General features: G+C 27.2%; 15 protein-coding genes. 3 read left to right on the top strand and 12 right to left on the bottom strand.

Annotated features, from left to right (window positions below; genetic code table 11):
* Window positions 1–74 precede the first annotated feature (74 nt).
* The 3 genes from yidC to rpmH form a co-directional block, all read right to left on the bottom strand.
* Entirely contained in the window at window positions 75–1,670 is a 1,596-nt protein-coding gene (yidC, locus tag D9V75_RS00075; protein ID WP_158343070.1) for a membrane protein insertase YidC, read from the bottom strand.
* A gap of 62 nt (window positions 1,671–1,732) precedes the next feature.
* Entirely contained in the window at window positions 1,733–2,089 is a 357-nt protein-coding gene (rnpA, locus tag D9V75_RS00070; protein WP_158343068.1) for a ribonuclease P protein component, read from the bottom strand.
* 12 nt (window positions 2,090–2,101) lie between these two features.
* Complete coding sequence (gene rpmH, locus D9V75_RS00065; protein WP_158343066.1) at window positions 2,102–2,245, bottom strand: 50S ribosomal protein L34; 144 nt, start codon at window positions 2,243–2,245, stop codon at window positions 2,102–2,104.
* Window positions 2,246–2,728: 483 nt separating this feature from the next.
* Between rpmH and dnaA the strand changes: the two genes are divergently transcribed.
* The 3 genes from dnaA to gyrB all read left to right on the top strand — a co-directional run bounded on the left by dnaA (window position 2,729) and on the right by gyrB (window position 7,657).
* A complete protein-coding gene (gene dnaA, locus D9V75_RS00060; protein ID WP_410051791.1) occupies window positions 2,729–4,024 on the top strand; it encodes a chromosomal replication initiator protein DnaA in 1,296 nt (431 codons plus the stop codon).
* A gap of 4 nt (window positions 4,025–4,028) precedes the next feature.
* Window positions 4,029–5,129, top strand: coding sequence for a DNA polymerase III subunit beta (gene dnaN, locus D9V75_RS00055; protein WP_158343062.1), 1,101 nt, complete (start codon window positions 4,029–4,031; stop codon window positions 5,127–5,129).
* A 119-nt stretch (window positions 5,130–5,248) separates the two neighbouring features.
* Window positions 5,249–7,657 carry a DNA topoisomerase (ATP-hydrolyzing) subunit B gene (gyrB, locus tag D9V75_RS00050; protein ID WP_158343060.1) on the top strand — a complete coding sequence of 803 codons (2,409 nt, stop codon included), beginning with the start codon at window positions 5,249–5,251 and terminating at the stop codon, window positions 7,655–7,657.
* Between the two features lie 112 nt (window positions 7,658–7,769).
* On the opposite strand, the gene D9V75_RS00045 is transcribed toward gyrB, so the two are convergent.
* From D9V75_RS00045 to mnmG, 9 genes are all read right to left on the bottom strand, one after another.
* The gene (locus D9V75_RS00045) at window positions 7,770–8,192 is read right to left on the bottom strand and encodes a F0F1 ATP synthase subunit epsilon (RefSeq protein WP_261979454.1); all 423 of its coding nucleotides are present in this window, start codon (window positions 8,190–8,192) and stop codon (window positions 7,770–7,772) included.
* A gap of 28 nt (window positions 8,193–8,220) precedes the next feature.
* Entirely contained in the window at window positions 8,221–9,618 is a 1,398-nt protein-coding gene (gene atpD / locus D9V75_RS00040) for a F0F1 ATP synthase subunit beta (protein ID WP_158343056.1), read from the bottom strand.
* A gap of 26 nt (window positions 9,619–9,644) precedes the next feature.
* Window positions 9,645–10,526 carry a F0F1 ATP synthase subunit gamma gene (atpG, locus tag D9V75_RS00035; protein ID WP_158343054.1) on the bottom strand — a complete coding sequence of 294 codons (882 nt, stop codon included), beginning with the start codon at window positions 10,524–10,526 and terminating at the stop codon, window positions 9,645–9,647.
* A gap of 43 nt (window positions 10,527–10,569) precedes the next feature.
* A complete protein-coding gene (gene atpA / locus D9V75_RS00030) occupies window positions 10,570–12,108 on the bottom strand; it encodes a F0F1 ATP synthase subunit alpha (RefSeq protein WP_158343052.1) in 1,539 nt (512 codons plus the stop codon).
* A gap of 16 nt (window positions 12,109–12,124) precedes the next feature.
* Window positions 12,125–12,658: a F0F1 ATP synthase subunit delta gene (locus D9V75_RS00025; protein ID WP_158343050.1), complete on the bottom strand. Its 534-nt coding sequence runs from the start codon at window positions 12,656–12,658 to the stop codon at window positions 12,125–12,127.
* Window positions 12,658–13,143 (bottom strand): F0F1 ATP synthase subunit B, encoded by a 486-nt coding sequence (locus D9V75_RS00020; protein ID WP_158343048.1) that lies wholly within the window; start codon window positions 13,141–13,143, stop codon window positions 12,658–12,660. The genes D9V75_RS00025 and D9V75_RS00020 overlap by 1 nt, the downstream gene beginning before the upstream one ends.
* A gap of 126 nt (window positions 13,144–13,269) precedes the next feature.
* The gene (atpE, locus tag D9V75_RS00015; protein WP_158343046.1) at window positions 13,270–13,509 is read right to left on the bottom strand and encodes a F0F1 ATP synthase subunit C; all 240 of its coding nucleotides are present in this window, start codon (window positions 13,507–13,509) and stop codon (window positions 13,270–13,272) included.
* 28 nt (window positions 13,510–13,537) lie between these two features.
* A complete protein-coding gene (gene atpB, locus D9V75_RS00010) occupies window positions 13,538–14,368 on the bottom strand; it encodes a F0F1 ATP synthase subunit A (protein ID WP_158344034.1) in 831 nt (276 codons plus the stop codon).
* 217 nt (window positions 14,369–14,585) lie between these two features.
* A complete protein-coding gene (mnmG, locus tag D9V75_RS00005; RefSeq protein ID WP_158343044.1) occupies window positions 14,586–16,475 on the bottom strand; it encodes a tRNA uridine-5-carboxymethylaminomethyl(34) synthesis enzyme MnmG in 1,890 nt (629 codons plus the stop codon).
* Between the last annotated feature and the right edge of the window lie 204 nt (window positions 16,476–16,679).

Here is a 16,679-nt window from a genome sequence, read left to right as displayed (position 1 = left end):
AACTTTCTTATTCTGTTTTTTTAATTATAAAATACATATAAATTCTTTTATAAAAAATATAAAATCTTATTTATTTAATTTATAATTATTTTTTTGGAAAAAATAAACTTTTGTTGAAAAATAGTAACTAAATTACCTACAATATAATATAAAACTAGTCCAGCTGGAAGCCATAAAAAAAATCCAGTAAAAATAACTGGTATAAAATTCATAATTTTGCTTTGCAAAGGATCTTCAATTGTTCTACTAGTAGACGAAGTTTTTTGAATAAAAAACATTGTTAAACCCATTATAATGGGCAGTACATAATAAGGGTCTTGACTAGATAAATCATTAATCCATAGTAAAAAAGGAGCATGACGCAACTCTACTGAACCGATTAATACGTAATATAAAGATAAAAAAATGGGCATTTGAATTAAAATAGGTAAAAATCCATTAATTGGATTTATTTTTTCTCTTTTATACAATAACATTATTTCTTGACTTGTTCTTTTCTTATCATCTTGAAATTGTGTTTTAATTTTGTGAATTTCTGGTTGTAAACTTCTCATTCTTAACATAGAAATATGCTGCGCCTTTGTTAGAGGATAAGTTACAGCTTTCATTATAAAAGTGATTAAAATAATAGAATATCCCCAATTTCCTATCCAGTTATATAAAAACTTTAATAATTTAAATAAAGGTTGAGATAAAAACCAAAGCCAACCATAATCTACTGTTAAGTCTAAATTTGGAGCAACTAATGCCATATCTTGTTGTATGTTAGGACCAATCCATAAAACCGATTTAATTGTACGATTAGAATGAGGTGGAACAGTAATTAAAGACGATTTGTATCCAATTACAGCAACATTATTTTTTGCATAAGATGTATAAATAATGTTATCACCAGTATTTTTAGGAATCCAAGCTGCAGTAAAATATTTTTGTAACATTGCAATCCATCCATTTTTTGTTGTGATATATAGATTTTTATTGTCAGCAATGGAATCAAATTTATATTTTTCATACTTGTTATCTATAGTCGAATAAGCGGTACCACGGGAATTTTCAAAAGCAAAATTCTCACTATCAGAATCGCGATTTTTAGGTAAATTTATTGTTTGCTTAAGTTGTCCGAATGAATTAAGTTGTAAACTTTTATCAGTTTTATTAAAAATAGAGTATTCTACTTTAATATTGTATTGTCCAGATTTAAAAATAAAATTTTTTATATAAATAACACCATTTTTTCCAATCCATTTAATGGGAACATGTAATTCTTTTTCATTATTTTTCAATTCAAAAAATCTTTTTTTGCAAAAATATAATGGTCTTTCATTATTAGAAGTACTGTCTGGTCCATCTTTTCCAATTAATCCACTTTGCGCTTGATAAACAAAATTAGATCCAGTTTCAAGCAATTTAAAAGGTTTAGAAGATTTAAGTTTATTTTTGTAAGCAAGTAAACTGGCTTCTTCTATATCACCTCCATTCATATTGATTACTAAATTTAATACATCAGTTTTAACAAAAATTTGATTTTTTTCTTTTTTTTCATTAATAAAATCAAATGTGAAATTCGTTTTATTTATTTTATTATCAATTAATTGATTTTGCCATGCTTGCCAAAGTAAAAAAGAAATAAACAAAAAAGAAAAGATAAAAAAATTGCGCTGAACATCCATAATTAATATTCGCTTGTGTCTTAAATAATTTAGGTAGATTAATAACAATAAAACTTAAAAATTTAAATGTACAATTGTTTGTAATAATTTATCCATAAATTCTCCAATATATTCATTATTTTTTTATTTTTTAATAAAGCAATATTTTTTTTTACTATTACTACAAAATCCATTGAAATTAATTTATGTTGTAGTAACCGAAAACTCTCTCGAATTAACCTTTTTATCTTATTTCTTTTATTAGCAAATTTAATATATTTTCGAGGTACACTTAAACCTAATCTAGGGTGTCCTAATAAATTAAAACGTCCGAAAATACTAATTTCACAAGTATAATTTATACAAGGCTTATTAAAAACATATTTAAAGTTTGTGGAATTTGACAATCTTAATTTCTTTTTAAAAAAATAGTTTAACACTTATATAACCCATCATTTACTAGATACAGTTAAACGTGTTCTTAATTTTGAACGTCTTCGTGATAGAATGTAACGACCGCTTTTTGTTGCCATTCGAATTCTAAACCCATGAGAACGATTTCGTTTTAAGATTGAAGGTTGAAAAGTACGTTTCATTTTTAATATTTACCCAGCTATATGTTATAAAATAATATATATAAAATTTTTAATAAATTAGAGTTATTCTAACTTATATAAACAGCAAATTCACTAAATTAAAACCATAATTTTTATTTAAACTTCTTAATTTAACTTTTTCAATAGTAATGCAATACAAATTAAGATGCTAAGAAAAATATTTTTAATATTATGATCTGATGAGAAAACCTATGTTTTATTTCAAAAAATATTTAAAAAATATTTTAAATCCTTTTTAAAACAGTTACTAATCTTAGATTGTATAACTTTTAATGTAAAATATAATCTATACAAGATATGTTTGCATCAATTACGTATATTACATTAAGAACAAAATAACAATTTTTTTAAGTTTTAGTTTTTATTAATTTTTTGGTTCTCTTGGAGTTTAATGTGTCACTTTCTCTTTGGAAACAGTGTCTTGACCGGCTACAAGAAGAGCTGCCTTCTACAGAATTTAGTATGTGGATACGCTCTTTAAAAGCTGAAATAAAGAACAATATATTAGAAATATATGCTCCAAATGAATTTATTTTAGATTGGATTAAAGATAAATACTTAATTCTTTTTCAAAAAATACTGCAGGATTTTTGCGGTTCAAATTATCCATTAATAAAATTTAAAGTGCATCATAATGCTATAGAAAAAAAAAATAAAAAAACTATTTTAAAAAATGATCAAAATAAAATCAAAACAAAAATTTGGAATAAAATCCCTGTCTTCAAAAAATCGTCTTATCGCTCTAATATTAATGAAAAAAGAAATTTTGAAAACTTTATAGAAGGAAAATCTAATCAACTTGCACGTTCTGCAGCTTCTCAAGTCGCAAATAACCCAGGAAATTCTTATAATCCACTATTTTTATATGGCGGAACTGGTCTAGGAAAAACACACTTGCTTCATGCTATAGGAAATGGAATTTTAGCATCTAGATATGATTTTAAAATTATTTATATGCATTCTGAGCGTTTCGTGCAAGATATGGTAAAAGCATTAAAAAATAATGCTATTGAAAAATTTAAATTATATTATCGTTCTGTTGACGCATTATTAATCGATGATATTCAATTTTTTGCTCATAAAGAGCGCTCTCAAGAAGAATTTTTTCATACATTTAACGCTCTTTTAGAAGGAAATCAACAAATTATTCTAACTTCTGATCGATATCCTAAAGAAATCAATGGTGTTGAAGATCGTTTAAAATCAAGATTTGGATGGGGATTAACTGTTGCTATAGATCCTCCAGAACTAAAAACAAGAGTTGCCATCCTTATAAAAAAAGCAGATGAAAACAATATTAAATTAACAAATGAAGTTGCTTTCTTTATTGCAAAAAGACTTCGATCTAATGTACGTGAATTAGAAGGTGCTCTTAATAGAATTATCATCAATGCCCATTTTACTCATCGTTTAATTACCATAGATTTTGTTCGGGAAGCTCTTAGAGATATATTAGCTCTTCAAGAAAAACTAATCACTATTGATAGTATTCAAAAAAAAGTAGCAGAGTACTATAAAATTAAAGTGTCAGACTTGTTATCAAGAAAACGATCTCGCTCAGTAGCTCGCCCAAGACAAATGGCAATGGCAATGGCAAAAGAACTTACTAATCACAGCTTACCCGAAATTGGAAATGCGTTTAGCGGTCGAGACCATACTACTGTATTACATGCTTGTCGTAAGATTACACAACTTAGAAAAGAAAATCATGAAATTAAAGAAGATTTTTTAAAATTAATTAGAACATTATCAATATAAACATATGAAATTTACTATAAAAAATAAAATTTTAGTCAAAAATTTGAAAAAAATAAATAAATTGTTAACTAAAAACACAAACTTTCCTATTTTAGAAAATATACTCATTAAAATTGAAGAAACAAATCTATCATTAACTGCAACAAACTTAGAAATAGAATTAATTTCTAATATTGTGATGGAAAAAAGATACCAACTTGAAAAAATAACTGTCTCTGGTCAAAAATTATTAGATATTTGTAGAAATGCATCAGAAGAATCAGATATCACAATAGAATTAAATAATGAAAAAATGCATGTTAACTACGAAAACAGTCATTATGAATTAACTACGCTTCCTTCAGATAGCTTTCCAAATCATCATAATTTTTCTCATTTTTCAGAATTTTATATACCCTGTCATGCTCTTAAAGATATGATAGAAAGAACAGAATTTTCAATGGGACAAAAAGATGTTCGTTATTATCTTAATGGTATGTTAATTGAATATAAAAAAGAAATTCTTCATAGTGTTGCTACAGATGGATATCGATTAGCTATATCAAAAACTAACTTAAATAAAAAAATACCTGAATTTTCCGTCATTATCCCTAGAAAAGGAGTAATTGAACTAAATAGACTACTGAGTATTCCTGAACAGTTAATACGTATTTTGATTAGTAACAATAACATAAGAATATATCTAAGAAATTTAATTTTTACTGCTCAATTAATTGAAGGAAAATATCCTGATTATAATAATGTTTTGATAGAAAAAAAAGAAAACCCTATTCTTATTAATCGTGAGTTGTTAAAAAAATCATTATTGCGTACAGCTATTTTATCACATGAAAAATTTTGTGGTGTTGAAATTATCATTAAAAATGGCAAATTTATAGTATTATCCGACAACCAAGCAGATGAAACAGCAAAAGATTTTTTTAGAATACATTATTTTGGTCCAGCAATTGAAATTTCAATTAATGTATACTATATGTTAGACATAATAAACGCTATCAAAAGTGAAAATATTTTTTTACTTTTAAATCAGTCTGGCTCTTCAATTCAAATTGAGTCAGATAATAATCCCTTAACTTTATATGTTGTTATGTTACTGAAGCGCTAATACTTTAAAAAATTAAAAATTGACGTAATTTAATAATTTTATTATATGTCTTATTAAATTTTTTATAAAAAATAAATAAAATTAAAAAAATATAATTCACAAACTTAAAAGGTAAACTTATGGAAAACGCATACAATTCTTCCAGCATTAAAATATTGAGAGGATTAGATGCTGTTCGAAAACGTCCAGGAATGTATATTGGAAACACAGACGACGGCAGTGGATTGCATCATATGGTTTTTGAAGTAGTAGATAATTCTATTGATGAAGCACTAGCAGGGTTTTGTAAAGAAATTATAGTAGTTATTCATTCAGATAATTCAGTTTCTATAAAAGATGACGGTAGAGGGATCCCTACAGACATTCATACTGAAGAAAATATTTCAGCTGCTGAAGTAATAATGACAATATTGCACGCAGGTGGAAAATTTGATAGCACTTCGTATAAAATATCAGGTGGATTGCATGGTGTAGGAATATCTGTTGTAAATGCTTTATCTGAAAAGTTAGAATTAATTATTTATAAAGATAAAAAAAAATACCAACAAACATATAAATACGGCATACCTCAAAACCCGCTTTCTATAGTTGGAAAAACTGAAATAACTGGAACATATATAAGATTTTGGCCCAGTTATAAAATATTTACTAATAATACAAAATTTCAATATGAAATTTTATCTAAACGTTTACGTGAATTATCATTTCTTAATTCTAATATCTCAATTCATTTAAAAGATACTAGAACCAATATAAAAAATCACTACCATCATAAGGGAGGAATTAAAGCATTTATTAAATTTCTTAACAAAAATAAAACACCGATCCATTCACGCATCTTTTATTTTAAGTGTACAAAAGATAAGATAGAATTAGAAGTTGCAATACAATGGAATGATTCTCATCAAGAAAACATATATTGCTTTACAAACAATATACCACAAAGAGAAGGCGGAACACATTTGGCTGGATTTCGATCTGGTATGACTCGAACATTAAATCTTCATATAGATCGAGAAGGATATAACAAAAAAAATAAAATTACTATTACCGGAGAAGATGCTCGAGAAGGGCTAACAGCAGTTATATCAATTAAAATACCTGATCCAAAATTCTCTTCTCAAACTAAAGATAAATTAGTTTCTTCTGAAGCTAAATCTGTTATAGAATCATTAATTAATGAACATTTAATTGAATACTTTCTAGAAAATCCAGCAGACGCTAAACCAATTATTCATAAAATCATAAACTCAGCTAAAATAAGAGAAGCTGCTCGAAAAGCACGGGAAATAAATAAAAAGAAAGGAATTTTAGACTTAGTCAGTCTCCCTGGAAAATTATCTGATTGCCAAGAAACTGATCCTAAATTATCAGAAATTTATTTAGTAGAAGGAGATTCAGCCGGGGGATCCGCTAAACAAGGTAGAAATCGAAAAAACCAAGCAATTCTACCTTTAAAAGGTAAAATATTAAATGTCGAAAAAGCAAAATTTGATAAAATATTACTGTCTCAAGAACTAACTTCTCTAATTACGGCTCTTGGATGTGGAATAGGAAAAAATGAATACAATTTAGAAAAACTTAGATACGATCATATTATTATTATGACTGATGCTGACGTAGATGGAGCTCATATTCGAACACTATTATTGACCTTTTTTTATCGCCAACTTCCTGAGTTAATTGAAAAAGGACATATTTATATCGCACAACCTCCGCTCTACAAAGTAAAAAAAGGAAAAAAATCTGAATATATTAAAAATGATGAAGAAATGCATAAATATCAAATGAAAATAGCACTTTCCGGAATTTCTTTAAAAAAAAATAATTGTTACGTTGTTAATGACGAAATATTACAATTTAAAAAAATTATACTTCAATATAATATGATCCATAAAATAATGAAAAAAAATCAATATTATTTTCCAAGGTCAATATTAGATGCACTTATATGTCATTCATATTTAGATGATTTGAAAGATAAGCAAATTGTCAAAAAATGGACAGATACATTAATACTGACGCTTAATCAAAAAGAAAAAAACATTTATTATTCTGCGAAAATTAAACAAAACATTAATAATAATACATTTGAACCAAATATAATTATGTCTAAATACGAATGCCATAGAGAATACAAATTAAATAGCAATTTTTTTGAAAGTAAAGAATATTTATTAATGAAATCAATAAATCAAAAATTTAATCAATTTATTGAAGATGAGACTTTTATAGAAAAAGAAAACAACAGATACAAAATCAATGACATAAAAAATACTGAAGAATGGTTGATAAAAGAATCTAAACGTGGTTTATTTATACAAAGATATAAAGGGCTAGGGGAAATGAATCCAGAGCAACTCTGGAATACTACTATGAATCCTGAAACTAGAAACATGCTTCAAGTTACTATTAAAGATGCAATATCCGCAGATAGTTTATTTAATACTCTCATGGGAGATTTAGTAGAACCTAGAAGACAATTTATTAAACTAAACGCTTTAAAAGCAGTTAATATTGATATATAAAAAATTATACTTTTAATTTTTTAAAAAATAATTTACAAAAAACATAAAAACTATCAAAATTTTTTTTAAATAATCGCGGCAGGAATACCAGCCGCTAAAAACTACTCATAAACTAGGATTTAAATTTATTTATTATTTCAAAAACTCTCAGCTTTGCAATTTCTTTTGAAATCTTTCTTAAAACATCATTTTTATTTTTGATAACATTTAAATTTGTTATGAGCTTTTCGGCTTGTTTTTTAGATTTTAAAATACGAAGACGATCTAAATCTGCTGCTCGAATTACAGTATCTGCTAAAACAGACACATTTTTTGGTTGTACTTCTAATATTCCTCCAGATATATACATATATTCATCTTTTTTATTTATATGAGATATACATATCATACCTGGTTTGATCATACTTAATAATTGAGTATGTCCCGGATAAATTCCCAGTTCTCCTTCACTTCCTGATATGTGTATTTTTTTTACCAAACCAGAAAATATATTTTTTTCTGCATTTACTATTTCTAAATGAAAATTCATTAATATATCCTAAATATTTATATAATATAAAATATTATAGTTTTTTTGATTTTTCTATTACTTCTTCAATGGATCCTACCATATAAAACAGTTGCTCTGGAAACAAATCAAACTCACCATCTAATATTCCTTTAAAAGCAAGAATATTATTTTTTAATGATACGTATTTACCCGGTACACCAGTAAAAACTTCTGCCACAAAAAAAGGCTGAGATAAAAATTTTTGTATCTTTCGAGCCCTGGCAACTAATACTTTATCTTCTTCAGATAATTCATCCATACCTAATATAGCAATAATGTCTTTTAATTCTTGATATCTTTGTAACGTTGATTGAACTCTTCTAGCAGTTTCATAGTGCTCTTCTCCTACTATATTAGGATCTAATTGACGACTTGTTGAATTTAAAGGATCAACAGCAGGATAAATTCCCAATGATGCTATTTGTCGACTTAATGTGATTGTAGAATCTAAATGTGCAAATGTTGTTGCTGGAGATGGATCCGTTAAATCATCAGCTGGAACATATACTGCTTGAATTGAGGTAATAGAACCTTTTTTAGTTGAAGTAATACGTTCTTGAAGCAAACCCATTTCTTCGGATAAAGTTGGCTGATAACCTACTGCAGAAGGCATTCTTCCTAACAAAGCAGAAATTTCTGTACCTGCCAGCGTATATCTGTAAATGTTATCAATGAACAATAAAACATTTTTCCCTTCATCACGAAATTTTTCTGCAATTGTTAAACCTGTAAAAGCAACACGTAATCTGTTTCCAGGAGGCTCATTCATTTGTCCATATACAAGAGAAACTTTATCTAAAACTTTAGAATCACTCATTTCATGATAAAAATCATTTCCTTCTCGAGTCCTCTCACCTACTCCAGTGAAAACTGAATAACCAGAATGTTCGATAGCAATGTTTCGAATTAATTCCATCATGTTTACTGTCTTGCCTACTCCAGCTCCTCCAAACAAACCCACTTTTCCACCTTTTGAAAAAGGACAAATAAGATCAATAACTTTAATACCTGTTTCTAATATTTCTTGAGAGCTATCCCGATCTATATAAGTTGGAGGAGATCTATGAATCTCCCAATGTTCAACATTAGAATGATCTAGATTTTTTAAAGGACCTTTATTATCTATCGGTTTACCTAACACATTAATTATTCGCCCTAAAGTTGACTTTCCAACTGGGACTTTTATATAATGCCCTAAATCTGTGACAATCAATCCTCTTTTTAATCCATCAGAAGAGCCCATAGCAATAGTACGAACTATACCTGATCCCAGCTGTTGCTGTACTTCTAGAATTAAATCTAATTTTCCATTTTTTACTGTTAAAGCATTATAAATTTTTGGAATTGAATTTTGATTAAATTCTACATCTACTACAGCGCCAATAATTTGAACAATTTTTCCAGCAGACATTTTAACAACCTCTTGCTAACTTTAAATTAATTAACTGCTGCCGCACCTGATACAATCTCGGTTAACTCTTGAGTGATGCTAGATTGACGAGCTTTATTATAAATCAACTTTAATTCTGTAATACGATTTTTGCTGTTATCTGTTGCTGTTTTCATTGCGACCATTCGAGAAGCTTGTTCACTAGCTACATTTTCTAAAATACTCTGATATACCTGAGATTCAATATATCGGTTAAATAATACATCTAAAATTATTTTAGATTCAGGTTCATATAGATAATCCCATTTTTTACTTTTCATGTCTGAATTTTTAAAATTTTTAAAATTTTTTATAGATAAAGGCAACAATTGACTAACTGTTGGACATTGTAATATTTTATTTTGAAATACGTTATAAGCAATCAAAATTTGATCAATTTGATTTTTTTTATACTTTTCTAATACTTCATTTATAGATCCAATAAAGTCTGACAATTTAGGGCTATCACCTATGTTATTAACTTGAGAAAGTATCATACTGCTACATGATTTAAAAACAGATAAACTTTTTAAACCAAATAATATTAAATCACATACAACACTCATTTTCGTAAATTTTTGAATTTTAAATAATACTTGCTTAAACAGATTGGTATTTAAACTACCACATAAACCTCTATCAGTTGAAATTATAATTATAGCCACACGTTTAACTTTTCTATGTTCTAAATAACTGTGTCGATACTCTAAACTTCCTTGTAAGATATGACTAATAACTTTTTTAATTATATTAGCATATGGACGACCAGCACGCATCCTTTCTTCTGTTTTTCTCATTTTAGAAACAGCAACCATTTCCATAGCTTTAGTTATTTTTTGAGTATTGAAAACACTGATTATTTGATCTTTTATTGATTTTGTACTAGACAATATATATCTCCTCAATACATTTAATAAATTTACATGTAATTTATTAAAAAAAAGAACTTTTAAAATTTTTAATTAATTCTATAAATTCTGTTTTTATTAAATGATTAAAATCACCAGTTTGATTTATTTTCTTCATTAAATTTGAGTAATTAGAATCAGCGTAAAATAATATATCTTTTTCAAACTGAATTATTTGGTTTGTAGAAACATCATCAAAAAAATGATTTTCTGCAATGAATAGCATCAATCCTTGTTCAGCTATAGACAGAGGAGAATATTGTTTTTGTTTTAATAATTCGGTAATTTTTTGTCCATAAACTAATTGTTTCCGAGTAGTGTCATCTAAATCAGATGCAAATTGCGAAAAAGCAGCAAGCTCATGATACTGAGCTAAAACTGATCGAATTCCAGATGATAATCGTTTTATAATCTTACTTTGAGCAGAACTTCCTACTCGTGAAACTGATATACCTGCATTTACAGCAGGACGAATTCCAGAGTTAAATAAATTAGATTCTAAAAATATTTGACCATCAGTAATAGAAATGACGTTTGTAGGAACAAATGCTGAAACATCTCCAGATTGTGTTTCAATAATAGGTAAAGCAGTCAGTGAACCTGTTTTGCCAACAACTTTTTTTCTAGTTAAATACTCGACATGTTTTGAAGTAATTCGGGACGATCTTTCTAATAAACGAGAATGAAGATAAAATATATCCCCTGGAAAAGCTTCTCTTCCTGGAGGTCTTCTTAATAATAAAGAAATTTGACGATAAGCTACTGCATGTTTTGAAAGATCATCATACACAATTAAAGCATCTTTTCCTTTATTTCGAAAATATTCCCCCATGGAACAACCGGAGTATGGTGCTAAATATTGTAAGGATGGGGATTCTGAAGCTGAAGCTACGACTACAATGGTGTTAGACAAAGCATTGTGTTCTTCTAATTTTTTGACAACATTAATAATAGTGGAAAATTTTTGACCTATAGCCACATAAATGCAGTAAATACCAGATTTTTTTTGATTAATAATAGTATCTATCGCTAAAGCAGTTTTTCCTGTTTGTCGATCGCCGATAATTAGCTCTCTCTGCCCACGACCAATAGGAATCATGGCATCAATAGATTTATAACCAGTTTGAACTGGTTGATCAATCGACTGACGATCAATTACTCCAGGAGCGTTATTTTCTACTGGTAAATAACCATCATTTTTTATTGACTCTTTCCCATCTATAGGAAAACCAAGCGCATTAACAATACGACCTAAAAAATTAAAACCAACAGGAACTTCTAAGATTTTTCCTGTACACCTTACTTTTGCCCCTTCAGTAATGTGAAGATAAGGCCCCATGACCACCGCGCTAACTGTATCTCTTTCCAAATTTAAAGCAATAGCATATTCATTGTGAGGTAATAAAATCATCTCCCCTAACATAACATCAGATAAACCATGAATTCTTATAATTCCATCAGCAACAGAAATAATAAAACCTTCGTTTTTAGATTGATGAAATACTTCAAATTGATCAATTCTTTCTTTAATTAATTGACTAATTTCTATTGGATTTAATTTCATATACTTTATTGTTCTCTTAATATTTTAAAATATGAGACATTTTTTCAAGATCATTTCTCATGGAAAAATCCAATACAGTATCATTTATTTTTAAAATAATACCACTGAGTATATATTGATCAATTTTATATATAAATTTAATTTTTTTTAATAAAATTTTTTCTAAAGTGTTTTTTATTTGAATTATTTGAGTATTTTCTAGATGAAAAGATGATGTTAATTCAACATAAATAATGTTTTTGTGCAATGCTTCTAAGTTTAAAAATTCATTTAATATATTCTTTAATATGTTAAGGCGCTGATTTTGAGCTAATAATCTTATAAAATTCTCAGCTTCTTTATTAATTAAATCTTTGCTAATTGAAATAAATACCGATGCTAAATATTTAGGTGATAAAGCACCTGATAAAAAATGTTTAATTTTTTCATTAGAAGAAATTTCATTTATTAAAATTAATATTTTTTTCCATTCTTCTATAGTGTTTTTTTGAATAGCAATATAAAAAATTGCTTCAGCATAAGGTCTAGCAATGGTTTTTAATTCCATCATTAAAATTTAACCTGGGGTAAAAACATAACTAATTGATCTATTAAAGTTTGGTTCTCATTTTTTTTAATATTTTTTTTAATAATTTTCTCAGCTATAGAAATTGATAAATTTACTATCTCTGAATGTAAATCTTTACGAGCACGTTCAATTTCTATTTGAAGCTCTGATTTAGCATTTATGGTAATTTGTTTGGACTCTTGTAAGGCTTTCTTTTTAGCTTGTTCTAAAATTAATATTTTTTTTTCATTTGCCCTTTTTAAAATACAAGCAGCTTTGAAATTAGCTTCTTGAATAATTTCATGCATTTTTTTTTGAGTAATATGAAATTCTTTTCTTGCATTTTTTGAAAGAATTAAAGAATCTTTTATTTTTTTTTGCCTATTTTCTATTACTAAAATAATCGGAGGCCATATATATTTTACACAAAACCAAACAAATAATATAAAAGAAATAGATTGTCCTAAAATTGTTGCATTAAGGTTCACTTTTATTTACCTTCTAAATTGAGAATCAAAATTAATCTTTACGTTATCATTTTAAAAACGTAAAGATTGCATTTTTTTAATTTCTAAAATTTAATCTGCTCATTTTAAAAATCTAAAACTACATAATTAAGAAATTGCAAATAACATATAAAGACCTAAACCTACGGCAATCATAGGAATTGCATCTACTAACCCCATAACAACAAAAAATTGAGTTCTTAATAAAGGAACCAAATCAGGTTGTCTTGCAGCACCTTCTAAAAATTTACTACCTAAAATCCCAATACCAATAGCTGCGCCAATAGCCGCTAATCCAATCATTATTGCCGCTGCCATATACAACATATCAATATTTGAAATTTCCATTACATACTCTTCTTTAATAAAATAATAACTAATTTTTACTTTCATGAGATTGAGAAGCCATTGATAAATAAACAATAGTCAATACCATAAAAATAAAAGCCTGTAGAAAAATTATTAGAACATGGAAAATAGCCCATGGCACATTCAATAAAAACTGCGCCCACCAAGGTAGCAAACCTGCAATTAAAATAAAAATCATTTCTCCCGCATACATGTTACCAAACAATCTTAATCCTAAAGAAATAGGTTTAGATAACAAAGAAATAAATTCCAACACAAAATTAAAAATAAAAAAAACAGGATGATTAAAAGGTTGTAAAGTTAACTCTTTCAAAAAACCAATTATACCTTTTATTTTTATACTATAAAATAAAATTAAGATAAAAACTCCAATTGACATCGATAGCGTAATATTTACATCAGAAGATGGAACAATACGCATTTCTGGTAAATTTACAATGTTGTTAGATATAAAAGAAAAAAAATCAATTGGAACTAAATCCATAAGATTCATTAAAAACACCCAAACAAAAATAGTTAATGACAAAGATGCAATCATAGTGTTTGAGCTTTGATAAATACTTTTTACATTAGAATCTACAAATTCAAAAATTAATTCGATTCCAGTTTGTAATTTTCCTGGAACTTTCATAGTAAATTTTTTTGAAGAAACATAAAAAATACTTAAAAAAATACATCCTAATATTACCGAAAAAAATATTGAATCTACATTTAAAATCCAATATTGAGAAAGAATTTGGTTAGGTTGAACAATTTTAAAATTACTTAAATCTATTTGAAAATGACTTAAATGATGATTGATATATTTTTGAGGATTAGATATTTTTTCTAAAACCATGAGCTCTGTCCTGTTTGACATATTTTAAAACACATTATAACAAAAATTCTGAATGTATTTTAAAAATGTCTAAAATACTAAGATTTTTTAAAAAACAATTATTGATCTAGATTTTAAAATCACGTCTTTTATAAAATTGCACTTTAAATTTTATTTATACTAACAATTTTTTGATTATTAAATGCAAATTTTAAAAAGATGAACCATAAAATTTTTTTTAAGAAAAGCGACTTCTATCATGAATTTTTTTTAAATGAATTAATAAAATGGATATTGCAGCAGGTGTAATACCGGAAATTCTTGATGCTTGTCCAATAGAAACAGGTTTGTGGTCATTTAACTTTTTAACTACTTCGTTAGATAGTCCTTTAATTTCAAAGTAATTAAAATCAGAAGACAAAAGAGTATTTTCATTTCTTAAATGTCGGTGAATTTCTTCTAATTGTCTTTTAATATAACCTTCATATTTAATTGTATTTTCTATCTGTTCTATAACTTGTATATCAGAAATACCTGAATTAAAACTTTTTAACAACTTTAAATTTTTATAAGTAATTTCTGGACGTTTTAATAAATCTACAGCATTAATTTCTTTGCTTAAAGTCACCCCAAAAAATGTATTTAAAGTTACCGCATCATCAGAAAAAGGATGAATATTTATTTCTTTTAAACGATTAGTTTCATTTTTAATATTAATTAACTTTTTATTATATCGAGACCATCTAAGATCGTCTACTAATCCAAATTTTCGACCAATTTCTGTTAATCGTAAATCAGCATTATCTTCTCTTAAAGTTAATCTATACTCTGCTCGAGAAGTAAACATTCGGTAAGGCTCTTGAGTTCCTCGAGAAGAAAGATCATCAATAAGAACCCCTAAGTATGCTTGGTCACGTCTAGGAAACCAAGATTCAGCATTCATTGCATTTAAACCAGCATTTAAACCAGCAAGCAATCCTTGAGCAGCTGCTTCTTCATATCCAGTTGTACCATTAATTTGACCGGCTAAAAATAACCCTTGGATTAACTTACTTTCCAAGGTTGGATTTAAATCTTTAGGATTTAAAAAATCATATTCAACAGCATATCCAGGAGTAATTATTTTAGATTTTTCTAATCCTTTTATTGACCATAGAATTTTTTCTTGAACATTTAATGGTAAACTTGTTGAAATTCCATTAGGATAAATTTTTACACTAGATAAACCTTCTGGCTCTAAAAAAATTTGATGAGATTTTTTGTCAGGAAATCGAAGTATTTTGTCTTCTATAGATGGACAGTATCGAGGGCCCAATCCTGTTATAATTTTTTTGTGAACCGGACTTTTATCTAAATTTTTACGTATTATTTCATGAGTTTTTTCGTTAGTTTTTGTAAGATAACATGGTTTTTGAATTGGATGTTGAGAAGGATGACCCATAAATGAAAAAACTGGAACAGGACAGTCCCCATGTTGAACAAACAAATTATCAAAATTAACAGTATTAATATCAATTCGAGGTGGAGTCCCTGTTTTTAGTCTATCTATTCGTAAAGGTAAATCTCTTAATCTATCAGCTAAATCTACAGAAGCTTTTTCACCTATCCTTCCAGAAGAATAACTTTCTAAACCTATGTGTATTTTGGCTCCTAAAAAAGTACCAGTGGCTAGTATAACAGATTTCGCATAAAAATTATGATCATCATTTAATAACACGCCTATAACTCGATAATTTTTAATAATTAAGTCTTTTACCTCTCCCTCTAAAATTAATAAATTAACTTGATTCTTTAACATCCTAACGAGTGTTCTTCGATAAAGAGATCTGTCAGCTTGAGCTCGAGTAGATCTAACAGCAGGACCTTTTTTAGAATTTAATATTCTAAACTGAATGCCTGAATAATCAACTACTTGAGCCATCACTCCGCCTAATGCATCTATTTCTTTAACTAAATGACTTTTTCCTATCCCTCCAATAGCAGGATTACATGACAAAACCCCTAAGTCTGTATTTTTTTTAGTCAATAACAATGTCTTACAACCCATTCTTGATGATGCCATAGCTGCTTCAGTTCCAGCATGCCCTCCTCCAATGACAATCACATCAAAGTTTTTTGTGTTTAACATTTATAAATAGCCTTTTCAAATATTTCATTCTATACAGTATTAATATTTTATTCAAGATAACACATGTTAAATTTAAAAAGAAAACATCAAAAAACATGTTTTTATATCTTTTAAAAAAAAGAAAAAAAGAAATGATAATAATTATTATTATTAGTAAGACGAAAATCTGTGGATAAGTCCCTTTCAGCATTGATAACAAAAGAA

The organism is Buchnera aphidicola (Muscaphis stroyani) (assembly GCF_005080865.1).
In the GTDB taxonomy this organism is placed as follows: domain Bacteria; phylum Pseudomonadota; class Gammaproteobacteria; order Enterobacterales; family Enterobacteriaceae; genus Buchnera; species Buchnera aphidicola_AG.
The sequence above is the reverse complement of the archived record's forward strand: the minus strand, read 5'-3'. Positions and strand labels throughout refer to the sequence as shown.

Coding starts and splice junctions, on each gene's coding strand:
- yidC (WP_158343070.1), bottom strand. CDS start 1,670: ATGGATGTTCAGCGCAATTTTTTTATCTTTTCTTTTTTGTTTATTTCT.
- rpmH (WP_158343066.1), bottom strand. CDS start 2,245: ATGAAACGTACTTTTCAACCTTCAATCTTAAAACGAAATCGTTCTCAT.
- dnaA (WP_410051791.1), top strand. CDS start 2,729: ATGTGGATACGCTCTTTAAAAGCTGAAATAAAGAACAATATATTAGAA.
- dnaN (WP_158343062.1), top strand. CDS start 4,029: ATGAAATTTACTATAAAAAATAAAATTTTAGTCAAAAATTTGAAAAAA.
- gyrB (WP_158343060.1), top strand. CDS start 5,249: ATGGAAAACGCATACAATTCTTCCAGCATTAAAATATTGAGAGGATTA.
- atpD (WP_158343056.1), bottom strand. CDS start 9,618: ATGTCTGCTGGAAAAATTGTTCAAATTATTGGCGCTGTAGTAGATGTA.
- atpA (WP_158343052.1), bottom strand. CDS start 12,108: ATGAAATTAAATCCAATAGAAATTAGTCAATTAATTAAAGAAAGAATT.
- D9V75_RS00025 (WP_158343050.1), bottom strand. CDS start 12,658: ATGATGGAATTAAAAACCATTGCTAGACCTTATGCTGAAGCAATTTTT.
- atpE (WP_158343046.1), bottom strand. CDS start 13,509: ATGGAAATTTCAAATATTGATATGTTGTATATGGCAGCGGCAATAATG.
- atpB (WP_158344034.1), bottom strand. CDS start 14,368: ATGGTTTTAGAAAAAATATCTAATCCTCAAAAATATATCAATCATCAT.
- mnmG (WP_158343044.1), bottom strand. CDS start 16,475: ATGTTAAACACAAAAAACTTTGATGTGATTGTCATTGGAGGAGGGCAT.